Source organism: Microthrixaceae bacterium, assembly GCA_023957975.1.
Lineage (GTDB): Bacteria > Actinomycetota > Acidimicrobiia > Acidimicrobiales > Microtrichaceae > JAMLGM01.
This window is the reverse complement of sequence record JAMLGM010000002.1, coordinates 180694-203570: the sequence shown is the minus strand read 5'-3', so window position 1 is coordinate 203570 and position 22877 is coordinate 180694. Positions and strand designations below refer to the sequence as shown.

The following is a 22877-nucleotide window of genomic DNA, read 5'->3' as shown; positions in this document are numbered from 1 at the left end:
CGACGTGTTGGAACGAGACGAGCGCAGGCGGCTCGAACGTTTGGCGGTGCGGCTCGATCGGCGCGTCGGAGCAGGGTTTTCCGGCTCACACCGGTCCAGCCAACGCGGGCGATCCCTCGACTTTGCCGATTGGCGCGACTACCTCCCCGGCGACGACGTCCGCTCCATCGACGTTCAGGCATGGGCACGCCTCGACCAGGTTGTCATCCGCCTGTTCGAAGCCGACGTCGACCTGTCGGCCCAGTTGCTGTTGGACACCTCCGGGTCGATGGCCGGCGCCGCTGGCGACCGGTCGGATGCCGGCAGCATTGGGCGAACCAAGTTCCTCCAGGCACAACGGGTCGCCGCGGCGATCGGCATCATCTTGTTGACCCGCAACGAGTCGATCTCGCTGACCACCTTCGACGACCGCGTCGCCGCCCGCTACCACTCGCGAACGGCGGCCGCGAAGTTTCTCGCCCACCTCGAACGGCTCAGCGCAGCCGGGCCGACGCCACTCGCCGACAGAGCAAACGCCATCGTGACCCGACGCCCGCGCCGCGGACTCATGGTGGTGATCTCCGACTTCCTGACCGACGAGTGGGAACTCGCGCTCGGGCGGTTGGCGGCGCGTGGCGAACCGGTGTTGGCCATCTGCATCACCGACCCCGCCGACGACGCCCCCGATCTGGCCGGTGAGGTACAGCTCCTCGACATCGAGACCGCCGTGCGGATCAACGTCGACGCCTCCCCCGAGGTGGTCGCCACCTTCACCGAACGCCGGGCAGCGCGTCGCGACGCACTGCGGCGACGGGTGCTACGCCGCGGCGGCCGGTTCATCGAAATCGATGCGGGCGCCGACCTGTTCGGCGAGGTCACCCCCGCCCTGTTGAAATCGGGGCTCTTCACATGACCTTCGCGAATCCGTGGTGGCTCCTCGGCCTCGCCGCGATGGTGCCCGTCGTCGTGTTGCACATCCTGCGTTCACAACGCAGCGAGGTGTCGGTGTCCTCCGTGCTCGACTGGGAAGACCTCGATCGCCCCACCACCGCGACCCGCCCGTGGCAACGGTTGCGGTGGTCGGTTCCCTTGCTCTTGCAGTTACTCGTGGTCGCGCTGGTGTCGCTGTCCCTCGCCGGGTTGTCGCGGGACACGGGCAAGATGTCGGCCGAGCACCTCGTCGTCATCGTCGACACGAGCGCGTCGATGGCTGCGACCGACGGCTCCCCCATCCGACTCGACGATGCCAGGGCGGTCGTGCGCGACCTTCTCGACGACCTCGGGGTGTCGACGACCGTTTCGGTCATCGACGGCGGCGCCCCGGCGTCCATCGTCGCCACCGATGCCTCCCCAGCGGAGATCTCGCGGCGCCTCGACGGGCTTCGCGCCCGCGAGGGCGGATTCGACACCGAGGCCGCCACCTCGCTCGCAGCATCGCTCGACCGACCCGACCGGTCGACCGAGTTCGCGCTTGTCTCCGACGGCCGAATCCCCGCCGAATCGTTGCGGCTCTTCCCTCGGGGCACGCGCTATCTGCCCGTCGGCACCTCGGACCGCAACGTCGGCATCACCAATGTCGTGACGAGCCGGGCCGGACAGCAACTCCACGTGCAGGCGACCCTGACGAACGCGTCGCGGCGGTCGGTGGCCGCCACCGCACGATTCGACGTCGACGGGCACACCGCCGACACCACCTCGGTCGAGGTGCCGGCCGGGGGCAGTGCCGAGGTCGCCGCCACCGTCGACGATGGCTCACGCGTCGAGGTCCTGCTCGTCGAACACGACCTCTTGCGACTCGACGACCACGCCTATGCGGTCGCTCCCGACGAAGCGGTCGTCCAGGTCGCGGTCGTCGGCCCGCCGTCGCTGTTCCTCGACGCAGTGCTCGACGCATCGCCCGGGCTCGAAGCGGTGCCGATGACCGAGGTCGAGGCGCTCGCGCCCGGCGGACTCGCGTCGGTCGACGTGGCGGTGTTCAACCAGGTGGCCGTACCCAACGACATCGCGGTGCCGTACCTGGCGATCGCCGCGCCGGCGGGCACCGGGGCGGTCACGGTCGGGCCTGCCGTCGAGAACCCGATCGCCACGCTGGTGCGTGGCGACACCGACGTGATGGCCGATCTCGACCTTCGCGAGTTCGCCGCCGCTCAGGCGCAGACGCTGAACGCACCCGCCGCGACGACCCTGGTCGGCGACGAGCACACCCCGCTCATCGTGTCGGGCCGCGACGGCGACGTCGCCTTCGTCTACCTCGGCTTCACACTCGAAGCCTCGAATTTCGGCCTCCTGCCCGCCTTTCCCGTGTTCGTCGACCGAGCCCTCGCGACCCTCGGCCAGACGCAATTGGTCTCCGGATCGCTACGCCCGGGCGACCGGCTGCCCGTCACCGGCGCGGGTGAGGGCACGCTGGTCTCCCCATCGGGAACCGAAATCCCGGTTGTCGCCGGCTCTGCCACCCCGGTGCTCGACCGCACCGGATTCTGGACCGTGCGTTTCGAGGGACAACCCGAACGGCTCGTCGTGGTCAACCCCGCACCGAGCGAAACCTCCCTCGCGCCGCGCTCCGACCTCGGGCTTCCGGGCGGGCGGCCGCTCGCCGAGGCCGACTCCGTGCCGGTTCTGCGCTCGCTCAAGACCTGGCTCGGTCTCGCGGCCATCGCGGCCATCGCTGCCGAGTGGTGGTTCTCGCGCCGCCGTCGCGGCGTGACCAGATCGCAGTGGCGATGGGCCGAGCGTGCTCGCCTCGCGGTAGGTGCCTTGCTGGTCCTCGGGCTCGTGTTGCCCTCGATTCCGTTGCCGAGCCGACGCGTCGCCGTGGTCGTCGTCGCGGATGTGTCGGCCTCACTCGGCTCGAGCACCGACGCCGTCGAGTCGGTCGTCGCCGAGGTGTTCGGTGCACGTGGCCGCAACGATGTCGCCGCGGTGGTGGCGGTCGACGCCAACGCCCACATCGATGCGTCGCTGTCGACGGACTGGAAGAAGCTCTCCACGACCCGCGACCCACAGGCCACCGACCTGGCGGGCGGGTTGCGGGTCGCCGGCGCGCTCGTTCCCACCGATCGGGCTTCGCGCATCGTCGTCATCTCCGACGGCCGCCCCACGACCGGTGACGCGACGTCGGAAATCGATCGGCTCCGCGACGCCGACATCCCCGTCGATGTCGTCACCGTCGAACCGATGACCCCCGAGGACCTCGCCGTGGTGTCGGTCGACGTTGCCTCGCGAGTCCGCACCGGTGACCGGGTCGACGTGGCCGTTTCCATCGAGGCGACCACGCCACAGCAGGCGTCGGTGGAGTTGCGTGCGAACGACGAGATCGTGGGCACCAAGGTCGTCGATGCCCCCGCCGGGCGAAGCGAGGTGCGCTTCGAGGTCGCAGTGCCCGAGGCCACGTCGATTCGCTGGCGGGCCACGGTGGCGGGGCCGGCCAACGGTCGCGTCGAAAACGACCGGGCCGGGGCGTCGACCCGGATCGAAGGCGTGCCGAATGTGTTGGTCGTCGAGGGTTTCGAGGGCTCCGGTTCCGCGATTTCGGCGGCATTGGGCGCGGCGGGCAACAACGTGTCGGTGCTGGCGGCGACTGCGTTGAGTTCGATCTCGCAACTCGCCACCGTCGATATCGTCGTGTTGGCCGATGTCGCCGCGAAGGATTTCAGCCGCGCTCAAATGACCATCGTCGACCAGGCGGTACGGGAACTCGGCGTCGGGTTGTTGGCGGTCGGCGGGACCAACTCGTTTTCCGCCGCCGACTACCTGGGCAGCGATCTCGAAGCGTTGTTACCGGTGACCAGCGAGGCGAAGGACCCCAAACGTCGTTCACGCCTCGCCCAGGTGTTCGCCGTCGACACCTCCGGATCGATGGGGGCCTGCCACTGTGCCGACGACGCTGACGGCGACAACTCGCGTCTCGAGGGCGGCGTCCGCAAGACCGACATCGCCCACGAAGCCATCGAGTTGGCCCTTGGCGAGTTCCGCCCCGACGACCAGGCCGGCGTCTTGGGGCTCGACTCGTCGTTTCGTTGGCTCGCTCCCCTCGCTCCCGTCGGCGATGCGGCCGACCTCGGCAAGGCGATCGGCGGACTGGCCCCCGATTCGGCCGGATCGGGGACGAAGTTGGGCAGCGCGCTGGACGAGGCCGCCGCGGCGCTCCGCAACTCCGACACGGGGCTGCGTCACGTCGTGTTGTTCACCGACGGCTTCGTCGACCAGGGCCAATTCACCAAGCTCGAGGCCGATGCCGCGGCGCTGCGCGAGGAGGGCATCACCGTGTCGGTGTTCGGCACCGGGGAGGGCGCGGCACGCCAGCTCCAGTCGATCGCGACGGCGGGTGGCGGGCGCTTCTACGCAGGTCGTGACCTCAAGGAGTTGCCGGATCTGCTGTTGGAGGAGACCAAGGTCGTCGCCCGCCAACTGATCGTCGAAGGCGAATTCGTTCCCGAGCGCACCTCGAACGCGGCGATCGTGTCACGCCTCGACGCCGCACCCGTCCTGCGGGGGTACCTCGCGACGACCGAACGTCCGACCGCGACGGTGCACTTGCGCATCGGCGAGGACCGCGATCCGCTGCTGGCGACCTGGCAGGTCGGGCTCGGGCGCACCGCGGCGTGGACCAGCGACGGCGGAACGCGCTGGGCGGCCGGGTGGAGCGGTTGGGACGGTGCCGTGACGTTCTGGAGCGACCTGGTCCGTTCGCTCGCTCCGCAGCCGGCCGGCGAGGTGTCGATGCGTTTCGGCGAACGTGAGACGATGCTGGTCGCCACCTTTGGCGACGATGTGCCCGACGGGGCGACGGTGAACGCGACCGTCACCTCCCCCGACGGCACGGCCCAGGTGGTCACGATGCGGCGGATCGACCAACGCACCTTCGAGGCCGAGGCCCCCACTGGACCTGCTGGCAGCTATACCGCTGCGGTGACCGCCGAGGTGCGCGGATCGGCCGTCGGCTCGATGAGCGCCGTTGCGGAGCGGGGATTCTCCGACGAATTCCTGGCGCGCTCCGCCGATCACGACTGGATGCAGACGCTGTCGAGCTCGACGGGTGGACGCGGCGAGATCGCCGCCTCGGCGGCGTTCGAACGCACCGGGACCCGCAAGGGTGAACGCGACCTCGACCTGCGATGGATGATGCTCCTGCTGGGGCTCATCGGCTGGATCGCGGCCATCGCGATCGGCCGTCTCCGGTTCCGCACCGGGGCACTCGCCATCGTGCGGGCAACGGATCGCGCCAAGGCCGTCCCGGGTCTCGACGCCGTCGGAGCGCGGCGGGCACGCGCAGCAAAGGACCGGGCGAGCGCGATTGAAGGCTCGGCCGAGCGCGCTCAGGCTACGTCGGCGCCGGACACGTCGGCGCCGGCCGGGCCTCAAACCGCACCGCCGTCACCGTCAACAGCCTCGGAGACACCGGCACCAACGTCGGAGCCCTCGGCCGAGTCGAGTTCGCTCGACGCACTGCTGGAGGCGAAGCGCCGCCGCTCCCGCGGGTCCTGAACCCGGCCAGATCACCCGGGATGTTCTGACCGGCCGCGCCGCCAACGCAGCGCCGAAACCACCGCCCCGGCGGCGACGAGCCCACCACCGACCCACACGGCTCCGAGTCCTGGGTGCCGACGGACCTCGACGCGAACCCGGTCGGCGTCGACGTACAGCACGACCACCTCGGTCTCACCCCGCCAGTCGCTGCGCCGCGCCGGACGCGCGCGGGTTCGGTCGAGATCCAGGTACTGCACGACGCTCGGTGTGAACAACCGACCGTCGACCATGACGTCGACGTCCACACTGCGCTGACCGGACCCGTCGCCCCCGACTGCCTCCCCGTCAGTAACGCGCTGCTCACCGATCGACACGGAGCGACCGTCGATCTCAACGGCCGACTCCATCGTCGATCCGGTCTCGATCGACGCCGTCGCCGATGAGTCGAATAGCGACGCGACGACGCCCACGGCAAACACGAGAACTCCGAGATGCGCCACGAGCCCACCGACTCCGACCCGACGCCGAATACCCCACACGGTCACCCCGGCCACCAACGCGACCCCGGCGGGGATCAGCGCTCGCCCCACCGTCGGGCCGTGCAGCGCTGCGGGTGGGGTGCGGGTTCCGAGCCAGGCCGCGGCGACCTCGGCGGCGACAACGACGAACGCGATCCATGCTCCGACGAGCGGCACGATCACCGACTCTGCCCGCGTCGAGCGTGGCGTGTGCGGCACAGGTTCGCGACGTCGCTCGGCACGCCAAACGGCGACGCTCACGACGAGCGCCCAGGTCGCGACCAAGGCCGCCGGTGCCGCGCTCGGGGCGAAGGAATGCACCGACGACGCCAGTCCCGACCGGGCGACCGCTACGCCCACGAGCACGGAGATCAGCCCCGCCGCACGCCACCGGTGCGCACGCTGCCAGTTCGCCGACCTCTCGCCGTCGCTGCGGCGTCCCGGCAGGTGCGCCGCTGCGGCCAGCAGTGCGATCGGGGCGAGCGCGGTGTTCTCCACCGGGTCCCACGCCCACCAGCCGCCCCACCCGAGTTCGTCGTGTGCCCACCACGCGCCGAGCATCGTCGCGATCACGAACACCGCCAGCGCGGCCAGCCCGAAACGTCGGGCGCGGCGCTGCGGGCCCGTCAACGCTGCGACGACCGCCAGCGAGTGCGCGAGGTACAGCACCGGAGGATGAATGCTCATCATCGGGTGTTCGAGGACCGGGTTCAGGCCCGCCCCGATCGCCGAGGTGCCGTCGGCCAGGCCGAACGGACTCGCCGGGCCCAACAAGACGAACGCCGCACTCATCGACGCGACTGCGATCCCACGCCGCCAACCCACGGCCGCCGGCCCCCCGGTTGCCGAGATGGCGGCCGTTGCGAGCAGTGCTACCCACAACAGCAACGACCCCTCTGGGCTCGCCCACGTCGCCGACCAGCGCAGCCATGCCGGTGCGGTCGACCGGCTGAAGCGATCGACGAGATCAAGGCTGAGGTCGCTCATGGCGAAGCGATTCATCAGCCATGCGAGCGTCGACCACCACGCCACGATCGTTGCGGCGGCCACTCGCCGATCGGCTGGACGAACAGCCAGCGCAGCACTCGCCGCGGCAGCGACCACCAGCCCCACGACGCCGACGAGATTCACCCCGGCAAGCCTACGCGCCTGGCCTCCCGCACCTCACCTTGCGCGGCTCGCCTCGCGCGTCGACAAGCCGCAAGCCAGGGGCGTCGCTGTCAGCGGGAGACCGACGCGAGCGCGGCGTCGATCAGATCCTCAGCGGCGACCACCCGCGAGACGATCCCCTGGCCTCGCAACTCGATGGCGCCGACGCGTTGAAGGTCGGCCATCTCCGCAGCGTGATCGGCATCGCGACGAACGATCAGCGACGCCGCCTCCGGAGCGATCGGGGCGATCCATGCATCGGGTGCCGCGATGATTTCATCCGCGGCCAGCCAGGTCATCGCCGCCCCGCCGGTACCTTGGCCGGCGACCAACGCCACGGTCGGCACGGTCAGGCGGCTCATCGTGTCGAGCGATTTGGCGATCTCACCGGCGAACCCCTCGCGTTCCTGCTCGCCGCCGATCATGGCGCCTGCGGTGTCGATCACCGCGACGACCGGCAGCCGCAGTTCCTCGGCGAGGGCCATCGCCCGCAGTGCTGTCCGCAGGCCGGCGGCCCGAGGCCGAGCTCCCGGATCGCGGTGACCGATCACCATCAGTGGGCGGCCGTCGACCCGGGCGATGGCGCACAACACCGCATCGTCGACGGCGCCACCGCGATCGCCACGTACCTCGAGATGATGATCCGCTCGCTTCAACAGTTGTGCCACGACATCGAGTCGTCCACCGGACCGCGAGGCCTGGACCGCGGCCCATCCGCTCGGACCATCGGTGACCTCGTCGGGATAGTTCACGCGTGCCGACTCGCCGCCGACACTCGATTCGGCCACGACCGAACCGGATCCCGCGTCCCACGCCTCGTCGCGATCGAGCGCAGCGAGTGCGTTGGCCAGCTCCGAACGGATCAGCTCCGGGGCCACCACGGCGTCGACCAGCCCGTTGGCGAACAGTCCTTCCGCGGTCTGCGACGATGCCGGTTCGATGGGTTCACCCAAGGCCGCCGCCACCCGCGGGCCGGTGAATCCAATGGTCGCGCCCGGCTCGGCCCACGTGATCGTGGCGAGTGATCCCCACGACGCAAACACACCACCCGTGGTCGGATCGGCCAGGTAGACGATGAGCGGAACCCCGGCAGAGCGGACCCGACGGGCGGCCCGCGCTGCACCGACCATCTGCATGAATGCCCGAGTGCCCTCCTGCATGCGCGCCCCGCCGGAGTTGGCGAGTGCGAACACCGGCGTCTCGTCGCGGGCAGCTGCGTCGAACGCGTCGACCAACCGCTTCCCCGCCGCGATCGACAGCGTCCCCGCCGCGACCTCGAAACGGGACCACACGAACATGACGCGTCGGCCTTCGACGCGGATCCACGCCGCGGCAACCGACTCGTCGTCACCCAAGAGCGGCTGTTCGGATCCGGGATCGGCGATCAACCCGATCCAGTTCACGTCACGGCGCATGGGTTCACGCTACAGACCGAGTGCCGGAACCACCGCTTCGATGAGGGTGGGTCCGTCGGTCGCGAGGCCCGAACGCAACGCCGTGACGAACTCCTCGGCGGTGGTCGCACGGGAGGCATCCACCCCCAGGCCCCGGGCCAGCGCCACGAAGTCGAGTTCGGGTCCGGTGAGGTCCAACATGCGCTTGGCCTGCTCGCCACCGGCCTCGGCTCCGACCCGGCTGAGCTCCATGTTCAGCACCGCGTAGGAGGAGTTCTTCAGGATCACCGTCGTCACGTTGAGGTTCTCGCGGGCCTGGGTCCACAGCGCCTGGAGGGTGTACATCGCCGATCCGTCGGCCTCGAGGCTCAGCACCGGGCGATCCGGACAGGCCACCGCGGCACCGGTTGCCGTCGGGATGCCGAATCCGATGGCGCCACCCGGCAGGCAGAGCCAGTCATGGCGTGGAGCGCCAGCGGTCGCGCCCGGGATGAACAGTCCGGAGGTGTTGGCCTCGTCGACGACGATCGCTCCCTCTGGCAGCAACGCTCCGATGGCCGCAGCGACGCTTTCGGAGGTGAGTTCCCCGGTCGGCAGGTCGGGACGCGACGGCTCGGCCACCTCGACCTCGACCGGCGCGTCGAGGTGCGCGGCGAGCGCTTCGAGCAGTTCGGCCGGGTCGTGTTCGCGCGACACCACCGTCACCACGCAGTCGTCGGGGGTCAGCACCGACGCCTTGTCCGGGTAGGCGAAAAAGGACACGGGTGCGGCGGCGTCGATGGCGACGAGTCGGGTGGCGCCGGCGAGTTGCATCTGCGCGAACTCGGCGAGGTAGGCAATCCGGTCGAGCGGCGGCAGCCCGGCCCCACGCTCCTCGCGGGCGGGGAAGGTCTCGGCAAACACCCGCGCACCGGTCGCCGCGGCCACACGGGCACCGGCCACGCGAGGAGCGGCGCGCAACGCACGGCCGCCCAGCAACAACACCGCACCGGGCTCCGACAGCGCAGCGGCCAACTCGGCGAGCAACGCCTCGTCCACCGGCTTGGGGGCCGCGGGGACGACGGGCGACACAGGCCCGGGGGCCGGAAGCCAGCACACGTCTGCCGGTAACGCGAGGGTCACGACCTGGTTCGGCGAGGCCAACGACTGCGCCACCGCATCGGCGGCGTCCCCGGCGACCTGATCGGGTGTCGTCGAGCGAATCACGGCGCCCGAACACGCCCCAGCCACGGCATCCATGTCCGATTCGAGCGGGGCGTCGTACTGCTTGTGGTAGGTCGCGTGGTCGCCGACGATGTTGACCATCGGCACCCCGGCACGGCGAGCGTTGTGGAGGTTCGCAAAGCCGTTGCCGAGCCCCGGGCCGAGATGCAACAGGGTTGCGGCGGGCTTGTCGGCCATACGTGCATACCCGTCGGCAGCACCGGTCGCGCCGCCCTCGAACAGGCACAGCATCGCCGTCATACCCTCGACCTCGTCGAGTGCCGCGACGAAGTGCATCTCGGAGGTGCCGGGGTTGGTGAAACACACCTCGACCCCGGCGTCGACGAGGGTCTGGATGAGTGCGCGTGCGCCGTTCATGTGATGCTCCTGCGGCTGGAAAGACTGGAAGGACTGGAATGGCGGCTGTTGGTGCCGTCGATTAGAAGACGGCGCCCGGGTTGAGGATGCCGTTGGGATCGAATGCTGCCTTGATGCGGCGTTGCAACTCGAGCTTGGCCGGGTCTTCGAGTTCGAGGTAGTAGCCGCGCTTTTCGGTGCCGATGCCGTGCTCTCCCGAAATGGCGCCGCCGAGGTCCATGCCGGCCCGGTAGAGCTGCATCATCACCGAGGTGCGGACCTCGGGGTCGGCCTGAAACACGCCGAGGTGCACGTTGCCGTCACCTGCGTGGCCGCACCCGGCGATCCACGTCGCGGTCTCCCCCGCGATGCGCTGGACCGCCTCCATGAACTCCGGGATCGTCGCACGGGGCACCACGATGTCGACCACGTCGTTGGCACCACTGGCCTTGGCGAGCCAGAACGCCTTCTCGCGGGCCTCGATGAGCTGCGTCGCCGCCCCTGCGGGCAACACGTATGCGTCCATCGCACCGAGGTCGCTGAGCAACATGCCGAGCGCATGAAGGTCGGCTTCGAGGCGGTCGTCATGGGAGTTCTCGAGGACGACCACCAGATACGCGAGCGCCGAGGTCTTCACCTCCTCGGGGATGCCGAGGTCGAGGTCGCCCGATGCGGTCATCGCCGCCATGGTCAACAGGTCGATGTATTCGAGGATCTGTGGCCCGAGGCCCGAATCGATGACGCGGGGCACGGCCTTGGTGACGTCTTCCAGTGTGGCGAACGGGGCCAGGATCGTCGCGGCGTGGGCAAGGCGAGGATGCAACTTCAGGGTGGCTTCGGTGACCAACGCGAGCGTGCCCTCCGACCCGATGATGAGCTGGGTGAGGTCGTACCCCGTCGAGACCTTCACGATCTTGCCTCCGGATCGGATCACCTCGCCGGTCGGCAGCGCGGCCTGGACGCCGAGCACGTGATGGCGCGTCACCCCGTACTTCACCGCCCGCATTCCACCGGCGTTGGTGTTCACGTTGCCGCCGAGGCTGGCCGAGTACTCGCCGGGAAACACCGGATAGACGAGGCCGAGCGGGGCGAGTGCCGTATCGAGTTGGTCGAGGGTCACGCCCGGCTGCACGACCGCTGCGTGGTTCTCGGTGTCGATCTCGAGGATGTTGTTCATCCGCTCGAAGCTGACAACGATGCCGCCGGAACGCGGGATGCACGAGCCCGACAGGCCGGTTCCGGCCCCTCGGGCGGTGACGGGGATCTTGTGCTCGTCCGCATAGGCGAGCACCGCGGCCACCTGCTCGGGGGTCTCTGGGAACACCACGGCATCGGGTCGACCCCATTGCGCGTTGAGCGCCTCATCGTGGCTGTAGTCGTCCCCCGCATCGGCGCCGGACTTGGCGGCGCCAGCGCCGACGATCTCCGCGAGTGCCTGAATCAGATCTGCCACGAAACCCCCTCATCGACGAGCCTCTTTTCTAGCAAACGGCGTCAACGCAAGGAATCGCGGGCCGCCGGCGCCCGGCCCCATGGGTAGCGTGGTTCCATGACCACCGAAGCCCTCACCACGCTCACCGCCGGGATGGCGATTCTCGCTGGCGGCGACCGCGTCATTCGCGTCACCCCCGAACTCGCTGCGGCATGGCAACCCGGCGATCGCCTCACCGTCGCCGGCGACGCCGTGTTGCACATTCCTGCAGCGGAGGCCGAGATCGCCGGACGTGCCGTCGGTGCTGCTGTCGATGCGTTCGCAAGGATGGGCGCCGTCAGCGACGAGCAGATCACCGCGTTCTTCGAGGCGTTCGCCCGGCGGCTCGGCGACGACGCCGCCTTCGCTCCGATCGCCGAGGCCAACGCCGCCGATGTCGAGGCCGCGAAGGTCAAGGGACGTTCGACCACTCGCCTGGTGCTCTCGGACACGATGCGAGCCGACATGGCCGAGGGGCTCCGCTCGTGGGCGGCGGCGCCCTCTGGTCGCGGATCGGTGCTCGAGACCGTGCAACACGAGGGCTGGCAGGTCGAGTTGCGGCGCGCCGGACTCGGCGTCGTCGGGTTCGTGTTCGAAGGTCGCCCCAATGTCTTCGCCGATGCCTGCGGGGTCATCCGATCGGGCAACACCGTGGTCTTTCGCATCGGTTCCGACGCGCTCGGCACCGCGAAGGCGATCGTTTCCCACGCACTCAACCCTGCGCTTGCCGAGGCGGGGTTGCCCGAGGGCGCGGCGTCGCTCGTCGAGTCCGCCGCGCACGCGGCGGGCTGGGCGATGTTCGCCGACCCTCGCCTGGGACTGGCGGTGGCGCGCGGCTCGGGGCCGGCGGTCGCACAGTTGGGAACGGTCGCCCGCGAGGCCGGCAACCCGGTGAGCCTGCACGGCACCGGCGGCGCCTGGATGGTTGCCGACTCCACCGCAGACGCCGGTGCATTGTCGCAGGCGGTGTTGCATTCCCTCGATCGCAAGGTGTGCAACACCCTCAATGTCGCCGCCGTCGTGAAGGACCGGGCCGAAGAACTCGTCCCCGCGGTGCTGTCCTCGTTGCGCTCCGCGGCCGAGCGTCGGGGCACCAACCCGAAGCTGCATGTCGCCCCCGGCGCCGAGGACTATGTCGATGCCGTGTGGTTCGAGACCACCGCCATCACGCGAGCGGAGGGCGCCGTCGAGGAGCCAGGCGCCGAGCCGATCGCCCTCGGCTCGCTCGGCACCGAGTGGGAATGGGAGGAGTCGCCCGAGATCTCCCTCGTCGTCGTCGACTCGACCGACGAGGCCATCGAGTTGTTCAACGCCCACTCGCCCCACTTCGTCGTTTCGCTCATCAGCTCCGACGACAGCGAACAGGATCGCTTCTACGAATTGATCGACGCGCCCTTTGTCGGCAACGGGTTCACCCGCTGGGTGGATGGTCAGTACGCGCTCGGCAAACCCGAACTCGGACTGTCGAACTGGGAGGCGGGGCGCCTGTTCGGCCGCGGCGGCGTCTTGAGCGGCGACTCCGTCTATGCCGTGCGCACCCGGGTCACCCAGAGCGACCCGAGCGTCCACCGGTAGGCGGCTCGGGCCGACGACACTGGCCGACGACACTGGCCGACCCGAGCCATCGCCAACGACACAGGAGCGCGAACCGGCGCGCGTCAACGGCCCGCGGATGCGGGTGAGTCACCAAAGACGAGTACCCGGAACTCGCTCGCCGGTTCATTGGCGTATCGGTGGTTGGGGTGGTTTGGTCGGGGTGAGTGAGAGTTGCCCGACTGTGGGGCGCCCGGCCCTCGTCGCTCCGCCGGTTCGGCTGCTCCGGCCCGAGTTGCGGCCTGTGTTTGACCGGCGGGCGTCGTGGGGTCGGTACATGCGGGTGTCGGGGGTGGCGGCCATGCGGTCGTAGCGGCGGCGGATGGTGGCGATCGCGTCAGCGAGATCGACGGTTCCGCCGCGGACTTTCACCTTCGGTCGGGCCGGTGGTTCGGGTTGGGTGTTGAGTTCTTCGGGGAGGGGGCCTTGGCGTTGTACGCCGTGTTGTTGTCCCCAGATCGTGATCCCGCAGGGGTGGGTGTAGAGGGTCCATCCGTCGGTGGTGATGTGCATGGCCCATCCGACGCGGTGTACGAGTCCGTGGTGGTGTGGGCACAGACACGCCAGGTTGTTGACCGCGGTTGCGCCGCCGTTGCGGTGATGGCGGACGTGGTGGGCTTCGGTGTGGTGGGCGGGTGCTTCGCAGCCGGGGAAACAACACCCCCCGTCGCGTGCGGCGAGTGCGGCGCGTTGAGCATCGGTCGCCAACCGGACGCTATGGCCAACATCGAGCGGTTGGCCCAACGAGTCCAACAGCACGGCACGTAGTTCTGGGTCACACATCATCCGTTCGATCACGTCCGCGGTGAGTGGATCACCCGTAGGCGAATACGCGCGTGGTTTACCGTGTTCGTCGGCCTGCAAGATGATGGTGACTTCGGCGGTTCCTGGCCGGTAGTTACCCGACAGGGTGAACTGGGTGCCGAACCGGCACAGGTCCATCAACGCTTTCGCCCGTAGTTGGGATTCTGATGTCGTCGGTGACCGGTCGAACTGTTCAGCGTCGTTGCGGACCTGTTTGCGGTGACGTGCGGTGGCGTCGGTGATGGCCTGGCGTACAACCTCCGCGTAGTCGCCGAAGAACTCTCCGACGATTTCCACACCGATGACACCGTCGGGGCCGTGGATGTCGCGCAGGTCGAGCCAGGACTCTTCTGCTGGTGGGGCGGGTTCGGTGCCGTCGGTGTCGACGAGGCGTGCCAACGCGGCGATGACTTTCTCCCATTTCGCGAACGTCAAATGTTCCGCGAGGTCCAGCATTGGTCCGGCGTTGTCGGACCAGGTGGGTTCGATCCTCGGGTTCGACCACCGTCCGATCACGACCAGGTGATCAAACCCCGCAACACCGGAGCGGAGCCGGTCCAACACGTCGGGTCGATACCGGCGCCGCACCGCCCGAGCCACCGACACCCGTCGCGCCGCGGTCACCCCGGAACAACGAGCGGTCTTCGACACCCACGCTTTGGTGGACAGGCCTTCGACGATGTCGGTCATCCCAACAGCGTCCAGTTCGCCCAACACGTCGATCATGTGTAGATCCAAACGGCGTTGCAGCTCGAACAGGACCGTCACATCGTCGATCCCGGAACCCAGGTTATTCAGTTCGCTGTCGAAGCCCTCGAACATGCGTTTGATACTAAACGGAACCCCCGACAACGAAGCCCCGAGACGCCGAGAATCCTCGAGAATTCTCGAGAATCGCTGGAAATCAAAGCCAGGCACCCCAGCAACAGCGGCCAGAGCGGCCAACAACGGTCAATCCTGCACCAGCGAGGGGCCTCGTCAGCTCAGCTGCTCGACCCCGAAGTCACCGCCTTGCTCGGCAATCTGGGCACCAATAACTCCCAGGCGTCGTGCGGACACACACGTTGTCGAGGCGTCGTCGAGAAGTTCGACGTTGCTTCCGCCCTCGACCTCGATTGCAGCGAGCACCGAATCAAGTGCCGCAAGATCATCGGGTGTGGCGATCAGGCAGTCGGTCTCCGCGGAGGTTGCGTCGGTGACCGACAATCCCCGACGAAGGGCCGACTGCCGCCAAGCCCCGCGGCGCTCGGCAGACGCACAGGCCGATTCGATCAGCGCAGGGGCGTCCACGACCGGGCCAAGGAACGCCGGTGCGCTCCGAAACGCCGTGTCGAGACACGCCAACTCAGTGTCGTCGGCCCCGTCGAGCCGCCGGGAGGCGAGGTACTCCGGGAGTATCTCGTCGATGACCTGAGCATCGAGCGCCTCCCCGTTGGCCGCGGCGAGCACATTCAACTGGTCTGCGCTGGCGCAGTCGCCAGCAAGCTGCGCCAGCACCTGTGCCTCGACCGCCGTACTGGTCGTGAGCGACATGGAGATGACGACCGGCGACGTTGCCCCTTCGTAGTGCAACAGCACACTCGACGGTGTCGGGTCGCCCGGCGCCGAGATCGCCGGCGCCGAGATCAGGTCGGCGTGGATGGGGCTTGCGAGGAGACAGGAAATCTCCTCGTCGGTGAATCCCAACTCAGCGTAGAAATCGCCGTCGGATACGTCCTCGTCGCCCTCCAAACCCGACTCCACATCTGGCTCCACGCCCGGCTCTGAACCGGATGTGGACGTCGTCGTGGGCATGACGAACTCGGTCGTCGAAGCAGGAACCCCCGCGTCGTCATCGCCGCCGCATGCCGTCGCCATTGCGCAGACGAACACCGCCGACAAAGCGACTGCAGACACCCGGACCGCCGGCGAACCCGACCCCAACCGCGGACCCATCACAGCTTGCGGATCAATTCGACCCGCTGCTCCGAGGCGTTCGCATCCGCGCCCTTGTCGTCGAGCAGTTGCAGGCGATCGCGTTCGGCCGCCTCCTTCGCCGCCTGCAGATCACCGCGCTCGAGCGCGCGCTCAACGCCGTGTTCGACGATGAACTCCGCCCATTCGACGAGCGTGTCGACCATCTCGTCCTCCGGCACAACCGCGACGTTGGTACCTCGCACGAACAGGTGACCACGCTTGTTGCCCGCAGCGATGCCGATATCGGCGTCGCGGGCCTCACCCGGACCGTTCACAACGCAGCCCATCACCGCAACCTGCAGCGGAATCTGGCGATCGCCGAACGCCCGTTGTGCCGCCTCTGCCACCGCGATCACGTCGACCTCGGCACGGCCACAACTCGGGCAGGCGATGAGGTCGACGTTCTTGCGCTCACGCAACCCCAGCGCCTCGAGCAGTTGGCGGCCGGCACGGGCCTCCTCCACCGGATCGGCGGTGAGCGAATAGCGGATCGTGTCGCCGATGCCCTCCGCGAGCAACGTGGCGATCCCCGCCGTCGCCTTCAGCAGCCCGCTACTTCCGGGCCCCGCCTCGGTCACGCCGAGATGCAGCGGGTAGTCGCAGGCGTCGGCCAGCATGCGGTATGCGGCGATCATCAGCGGAACATTCGACGCCTTCACCGAGATCTTCACGTCATCGAAGCCGACCTCCTCGAAGTAGCGAAGCTCGGTCATCGCCGACTCGACCATCGCCTCGGGGGTGACCTTGCCGCCGTACTTCTCATACAGATCCGGGTCGAGCGAACCCCCGTTCACCCCGATACGGATGGGCACGCCCCGGTCACGACATTCGGCCGCCACCAACTTGATGTGTTCGGGCTTGCGGATGTTGCCCGGGTTCAACCGAAGGCAGGCCACTCCGGCCTCGAGCGCAGCGAGTGCCATCTTGTATTGGTGATGGATGTCGGCGACGATCGGCACCGGGCTGCGCGGCACGATGCGGGCCAGCCCCTCGGCCGCCTCCTGTTCGTTGCAGGTACAGCGCACGATGTCGCAGCCGGCAGCCGCGAGGGCGTAGATCTGCTGCAGCGTGCCATCGACATCCGCAGTCTTTGTGGTCGTCATCGACTGCACCGAAATCGGCGCGCCACCACCGACCGGCACCTTGCCGACCATCACCTGGCGGGTATTGCGACGGGGGAACGAGATCGAACCGGCTTCCATGGGACTGAACCTACCGAGTCTGAACGACGATCATGACCCAGCGGCTCAAATCTGCACCGGATCTGCAATATCGAGATAGATGGCCATCAGCCCGATCGCCGCCATGATGATCACCACACCTGTCGCGACCGGCATGATCTTGGCGTAGTCGGCGAGATACCGACGACCGTCGCGACGCAACAACTCCCGGATCTTTTCGTAGGTGCCGATCAGGACATGGCCGCCGTCGAACGGGGGCAGCGGGATCAGGTTGAAGATGCCGATCGCCATGTTGAGCAGGGCGAGGAACTGCAACAGCGGGCCGAGCCCATCCTCGGTGAGCTGGGAACCGAGACCCACCGCGCCGACGATGGAGACCATGCGGTTTGCGTCGTCCTCCATGGTCCGCTCGGCCTGCGTGCGATTCGGCGCCGGTTCGTCGCGGGTCGATTCCCCGCTCGGGGTCGTGGTGAACACGCGCTCGACGAAGCCCCACACGTTCGACGGGCGAAAGAAGTTCCACACGCCCACCACCGAGGCCTTGGCCACCTCGCCGAACCACTCGAAGGACTTCGGAACAGCTGCGATGGGCGAGTACTTCACGATCGTACGCTCCTCCCCCACTCCGAAGAACCCGACCTGCTTGGTGACTCCGACGCGCGATCCAAAGTTCACCGTCGACTCACTCGCCGCGCCTTGAGCATCGACCTGACCGAAGGTGACCTCGGTGGTCGGCACGAGCGTTTCGTCCTCCAGCGCTGCCACGACATCGGCCGACTTCTCCACGGGGCGCCCGTTCACCGACGTGATCTGTGCACCGTCGACAATGCCGGCGCTCGCCGCACCGCTAAGAGGCCGCACCGACACGATCGGCTCACCTTCTTCGCCGCTGAAGACCTGAAACTCGTTGCCGTTGAGACCCACGACCGCGAAACGCGACGTCACCTGAACCTCGAGCGGGATGTTTTCACCGTCGCGCTCGACCACCACCTCGACTCGGCGGTCGGGGTTGGCTCGTGCCTCTGCCGACATGGCAGCCCAAGAATCGACGCTCACGCCTCCGAACTCGACCACCTTGTCGCCAAGCCGCACCCCGGCACGTTCAGCCGCGCTCCCCGGAGAGATGTTGTCGACCATCCAGTTCGACGGATCGCCGAGGCCGATGAACACGAGCGACGATCCGATCAGCAACAGGGCCATGATGAAGTGCATCGCCGAACCAGCGACCGCCACGCCCATGCGCTGCCAATACCCCTTCTGGCGGTAGGTTCGGTCCTCGTCACCGGGAGCGACCTCCTCGATGTTGGCCATTCCGATGATCTTCACATACGCCCCGGCAGGAATGGCTTTGAGCCCGTATTCGACATCACCGCGGCGAAACGAAGCGATGCGAGGACCGAACCCGATCATGAACTCGGTGACCTTCATGTCAGCACGCCGCGCCATCACGAAGTGGCCGAGCTCATGGAAGAAGATCATCACGATGACGGCGCCGATGAGCAGCAGCGTGCGCCAGCCCTGCCAGATGCCCACCGCTGCCAACAGGGCGACGAGAATCGACAGCCGGCTCCAACGCACGTACGGCTTGCCAATTTCGGCGCGTTCGCCGCGCACACCGCTGCGGCCGAGATCGTCGGGATCGACCGCTGCGGCAGCGGCCGCGGCAGCAACCGGTTCGGTGCCAACCGGTTCGGTGCCAACCGGTTCGGTGCCAGCCGGTTCGGTGCCCGCATTATCCGTGTGGTCGATCGGAGTCGTCATGAGGGAACCTCGGCGTTGAGAAGCAATGACTCGGCGTGACGGCGGGCCTCGCGGTCCGCATGCAGAACGGCTTCGACGCTGTCGGCCGCGAGCCCGTCCCAGGCATCGAGTGCGGCCGCGTTGAGCGCCGCGATGTCGACCCAGCGGACTCGCCCCGCCAGGAACGCGTCGACCACCACCTCGTTCGCCGCGGAGAACCAGGCTGGAGCGGTGCCGCCGGCGCGTCCGGCGTCGAAGGCAAGACCAAGGCACGGGAACGCCTCGAGGTCGGGCGGGTCGAAACGCAGCTCGAGCGGCTGTGTCCAGTCGATTTCGCCGAAGGCGGTCGGGAGCCGATCGGGCCAGGCCAGCGCATATCCGATCGGCAGGTGCATCGTCGGGTTCGACAGCTGGGCGATCGTTGAACCGTCGCTGAACGTCGCCATCGAGTGGACGATCGAACTCGGATGCACCACGACGTCGATGTGGTCGTAGTCGATGCCGAACAGTTCGTGGGCCTCGATCACCTCAAGGCCCTTGTTCACCAGCGTGGAGGAGTCGACGGTGATCTTCGGGCCCATCGACCAGGTCGGATGCGCGAGCGCCTCTTGCACCGTCACCGACTCGAGTTCGCGAAGCGATCGCCCTCGAAACGGCCCGCCCGAGGCGGTGAGCACGATTCGCTTGAGGCGAGGGCCGCCAGCACCTTGTGCTCCGGAGCGAAGACATTGGTGGATCGCGCAATGCTCGGAGTCGACCGGGATCAGCTCGGCGCCCGGGGTTGCACGCAGCGGTTGCACGACCGGGCCTGCGGCGATCAACGACTCCTTGTTGGCGAGTCCGAGGCGCTTGCCGGCGCCCAGCACCTCCATGGTCACGCCGAGACCGGCGAATCCGACCACCCCGTTGATCGTGACATCGGCCGCCGTGGACACCTCCGCAAGCGAATCCGGGCCGGCGACCAGTTCGATCCCTGGATCGAGTCGCTCCTTGAGTTCCGCGGCCTTGGCGTCGTCAGCAAGAGCGACGACGCGTGGACGAACCGTGTTGGCCTGTTTGGCCAAGAGATCGAGATTGCCGCCGAACGCCCCGAGCGAATCGACCTGAAACCGCTGCGGATCGGTTGCGATGACCTCAAGGGTCTGGGTCCCGATCGAACCGGTCGACCCCATCACTGCAATCGTCGTCATGATCCCCGCATCGTATCGCCGAGTACGGACACTCTGGCCGCTGGCTCCTGAGCACCGTGTCAGCCCGCGCCTGCCACCCCGGACCCGTTCTCCGATAACCAGTGGTCGTGATCACGACCACTGGTTATCGGAGAACGCCGGCTGGAACGGCCGGCGGGCGCGGCTGGCGGGCAGGCTCGCCTCGACTCACCCGCGGGCGAGCCGTGATCAGCCCGTGATCAGCCCGTGATCAGCCCGTGATGAGTCCGTGATCAAGCCGTGATCAGAACAGGGGCGGTGTGCCCAGCTCGAGCAGCCGCGCCATGAAGTAGGCCGTCGGCAGCACGAACAACAGCGCATCGAAGCGGTCGAGGACACCGCCGTGGCCGGGCAACAGGCTCCCCATGTCCTTGACGCCGAGATCTCGCTTGAGCGCAGACTCACACATGTCGCCGACCGGCGCCATCAACGCACAGATGAGGGTGAATCCGATCGCGGTCTTGGCATCGACGCCGACCGGGTCCCATTCGCTCAGCCAGAGCACCAGGAACGGCAGCACCACCGCGACCGCAACACCGCCGAACAGCCCCTCTTGGGTCTTGTTCGGGCTCGTCGCCGACAGCGGCGTGCGGCCGAAGGACTTGCCGATGAAGTACGCGCCGACGTCGTAGCTCACCGTCACCATCACCGCAGCGATGATCACGCCGATGCCCTGATTGGTGGTCTTGTCGGTCTCGACCAGCCGGGCCTGACCCAACAGCAGCGTCGCGAAACTGCCCAGACCGCCGATGTAGGCGACGCCCAGCAGGGTCGTGCCGAGGTTACGCACCATGTGCTTTCCCGGTTGCGCGAACGTGTACCACGCGAAGCCGACGATGACGGTCAAGGCCGCGATGATCGGATACGCATACGTGCGCTGCCACAACGGGGCAAGGGCCAGCCCAGCAACGGCGACCACCCCCACGATCCCCGAGGCCCGAATCCCCGCCTCGTTCACCGACTCGAAAAACTCCTTCGCACACAGGGCGAGCACCACGGTGATGAGAATCGTGGTCGGCAGAGCACCGGCGCTGAAACAGAGCACGCCGATGACGACCAGTGCCACACCGACGCCGACAGCCAGCGGCAGGTTTCGCTCACCATCACCGGAATCGGCCCCCCGTGCGACCCGACGCTGCGCCCCCTGACGCGACCCGGCCGGTCGCTGTTGACGTTGACGCTGGGCCGAAGGGTCGGCCTCTGACGGCCGGCGACGAACCGGTCGCGCCGGCGCTGCAGCGAAGTCATCATCCCCGCGACCATCGGTGCTGCGGCCGTCGGTAACGAACTGGCCGTCGTCGAGATCGTCATCGCCGAGATCGCCGGCCCCGAAGTCGTCGAGGTCACCGTCGAACGGTGCAGCGGCCGGAGTCGGCGTCGGATCGTCCGGCACGCCGATCCGCACGAGCGGACGTTGCGACCGAGCATCAGCCGCGGGATCGGACTCCCCGGCGCCCGCACCCACGGCGGTCGCCGTCGTTCGCCCGGCCCCATCCTCGAGATACTCGTCGTCGAGATAGTCGTCATCGAGATAATCGTCATCGAGTTCGGCTTCGGGGTCCTCGACGAAGTCCGTGGTGTCGGGATGGCCGAGGTCCTCGTCGTCGAAGCCGATCGGAATCGCTCGATGCTCGCCGGTCAATGCGACCCGTTCCTCCTCCGACACGAGTTCTGCGAAGCCCCCTTGTTCGTCGAAGTGATGCTCGGTGTCCCGCCAGCGAGGTTGGTCGGCGAGGTCGGCCCAGCGGGCGTCAGAGTCCTCGCCCAGCACGACCTGAGGAACCTGTCCGGTCGGCGGGTCGGAGTAGTGCGGCAGCTCGAACGCGTGCTCCGGGTTCACCGGCTCAGCGTCGACCGTCTGATGGACGCGGGTGGCGTCGCCGCCAGTACCACCTACAGCCGGATTCGGGTCACCGAAATCGATCGGCTCGTCATCGGAGAAGTCGACCTGTCCGTAGTCGGTGTCGATCATCCCGTCGTAGCCCCGGCGCGCCGCGGAGCCGGCGAGGTCCTCGACATCGAGCTCATCGATTTCGTCCGGGCCCGACGTCGCACCGTAGGCAGAACTCGAACCGTTCGCAGCGTCGTCCTCGTCGGCCCAACGCGGCCCGTCAGCAGCACGACCGACGGCCTGTCCGGCCTCCTGCGCGCCGATGATGCGCACCCCTTCGGTGGGCAGCCGTTGAGAGGTGCGGACCTGCTCTTCCTCGTCGAAACCATCCGATGCCATCAGCCCTCCATCAATTCGACGGTCTTGGTCTCCAGCGCAACATCGATCTCGGCCTCGAAGGTCTTCGTCGACTTGTCGACCGCATCCTCGCCCCGGCGCAGTTCGTCCTCGGTGATCTCACCGTCCTTCTGAAGCGCATCGAGGTCTTTGCGGGCGTCGCGTCGCGCCGCCCGGACCTGGGTTTTCGCGTCCTCGGCCTTGGTCTTGGCCATCTTCACGAACTCCTTGCGCCGCTCTTCGGTCAACGCTGGGAACGCCAAGCGAATCTGCACACCGTCGTTGGACGGGTTCAGGCCGAGGTTCGATTCGCGAATTGCCCGCTCGATGGCGTTCAGCGATCCCTTGTCGAACGGGCTCACCACCAACAGGCGGGCCTCGGGTACCGAGAACGATGCGAGCTGTTGCAGCGGGGTCATCGCGCCGTAGTAATCGACCTGGATCCGCTCGACGAGGCCCGGGTTCGCCCGTCCGCTGCGGATCGAGGCGAACTCACTTCGCGCATGGGCAACCGCCTTGGACATCCGTGCTTCCGCGTCCTCACGCACCGCGGCAAGAAACTCTTCACTCATGCGCCACAGCCTGACACACTCGCGCCCTTCGGCGGTGACAAGCGCTGATCGCCTGA

14 protein-coding genes are annotated in these 22877 nt (G+C 68.0%); 3 read left to right on the top strand and 11 right to left on the bottom strand.

Annotated elements, in window-relative coordinates:
• Positions 1-4: 4 nt before the first annotated feature.
• Positions 5-892 carry a DUF58 domain-containing protein gene (locus M9952_03615; GenBank protein MCO5312008.1) on the top strand — a complete coding sequence of 296 codons (888 nt, stop codon included), beginning with the start codon at positions 5-7 and terminating at the stop codon, positions 890-892.
• On the top strand, positions 889-5466 hold the full coding sequence (locus M9952_03610) for a VWA domain-containing protein (protein ID MCO5312007.1): 4578 nt from the start codon (positions 889-891) through the stop codon (positions 5464-5466). The genes M9952_03615 and M9952_03610 overlap by 4 nt, the downstream gene beginning before the upstream one ends.
• An 11-nt stretch (positions 5467-5477) precedes the next feature.
• On the opposite strand, the gene ccsA is transcribed toward M9952_03610, so the two are convergent.
• From ccsA to M9952_03590, 4 genes are all read right to left on the bottom strand, one after another.
• On the bottom strand, positions 5478-7097 hold the full coding sequence (gene ccsA, locus M9952_03605; protein ID MCO5312006.1) for a cytochrome c biogenesis protein CcsA: 1620 nt from the start codon (positions 7095-7097) through the stop codon (positions 5478-5480).
• 89 nt (positions 7098-7186) lie between these two features.
• Positions 7187-8530: a hypothetical protein gene (locus M9952_03600; protein ID MCO5312005.1), complete on the bottom strand. Its 1344-nt coding sequence runs from the start codon at positions 8528-8530 to the stop codon at positions 7187-7189.
• A 9-nt stretch (positions 8531-8539) separates the two neighbouring features.
• Entirely contained in the window at positions 8540-10090 is a 1551-nt protein-coding gene (locus tag M9952_03595; protein MCO5312004.1) for an acetolactate synthase large subunit, read from the bottom strand.
• 61 nt (positions 10091-10151) lie between these two features.
• Positions 10152-11522, bottom strand: a complete 1371-nt coding sequence (locus M9952_03590) for an FAD-binding oxidoreductase (GenBank protein ID MCO5312003.1) — start codon at positions 11520-11522, stop codon at positions 10152-10154.
• 96 nt (positions 11523-11618) lie between these two features.
• Between M9952_03590 and M9952_03585 the strand changes: the two genes are divergently transcribed.
• Positions 11619-13115: an aldehyde dehydrogenase family protein gene (locus M9952_03585; protein MCO5312002.1), complete on the top strand. Its 1497-nt coding sequence runs from the start codon at positions 11619-11621 to the stop codon at positions 13113-13115.
• 144 nt (positions 13116-13259) lie between these two features.
• Here the strand turns inward: M9952_03585 and M9952_03580 are convergent, their stop codons facing one another.
• From M9952_03580 to frr, 7 genes are all read right to left on the bottom strand, one after another.
• On the bottom strand, positions 13260-14759 hold the full coding sequence (locus M9952_03580; GenBank protein ID MCO5312001.1) for a DUF222 domain-containing protein: 1500 nt from the start codon (positions 14757-14759) through the stop codon (positions 13260-13262).
• Between the two features lie 156 nt (positions 14760-14915).
• A complete protein-coding gene (locus M9952_03575) occupies positions 14916-15680 on the bottom strand; it encodes a hypothetical protein (protein MCO5312000.1) in 765 nt (254 codons plus the stop codon).
• Positions 15681-15871: 191 nt separating this feature from the next.
• Positions 15872-17095 (bottom strand): flavodoxin-dependent (E)-4-hydroxy-3-methylbut-2-enyl-diphosphate synthase, encoded by a 1224-nt coding sequence (gene ispG, locus M9952_03570; GenBank protein ID MCO5311999.1) that lies wholly within the window; start codon positions 17093-17095, stop codon positions 15872-15874.
• A 45-nt stretch (positions 17096-17140) separates the two neighbouring features.
• The gene (locus tag M9952_03565) at positions 17141-18835 is read right to left on the bottom strand and encodes a site-2 protease family protein (GenBank protein ID MCO5311998.1); all 1695 of its coding nucleotides are present in this window, start codon (positions 18833-18835) and stop codon (positions 17141-17143) included.
• Complete coding sequence (gene dxr / locus M9952_03560; protein MCO5311997.1) at positions 18832-20004, bottom strand: 1-deoxy-D-xylulose-5-phosphate reductoisomerase; 1173 nt, start codon at positions 20002-20004, stop codon at positions 18832-18834. Before dxr ends, M9952_03565 begins: the two co-directional genes overlap by 4 nt.
• Positions 20005-20266: 262 nt before the next feature.
• Entirely contained in the window at positions 20267-22252 is a 1986-nt protein-coding gene (locus M9952_03555) for a phosphatidate cytidylyltransferase (GenBank protein ID MCO5311996.1), read from the bottom strand.
• Positions 22252-22821 carry a ribosome recycling factor gene (gene frr / locus M9952_03550; GenBank protein MCO5311995.1) on the bottom strand — a complete coding sequence of 190 codons (570 nt, stop codon included), beginning with the start codon at positions 22819-22821 and terminating at the stop codon, positions 22252-22254. Before frr ends, M9952_03555 begins: the two co-directional genes overlap by 1 nt.
• Positions 22822-22877 lie beyond the last annotated feature (56 nt).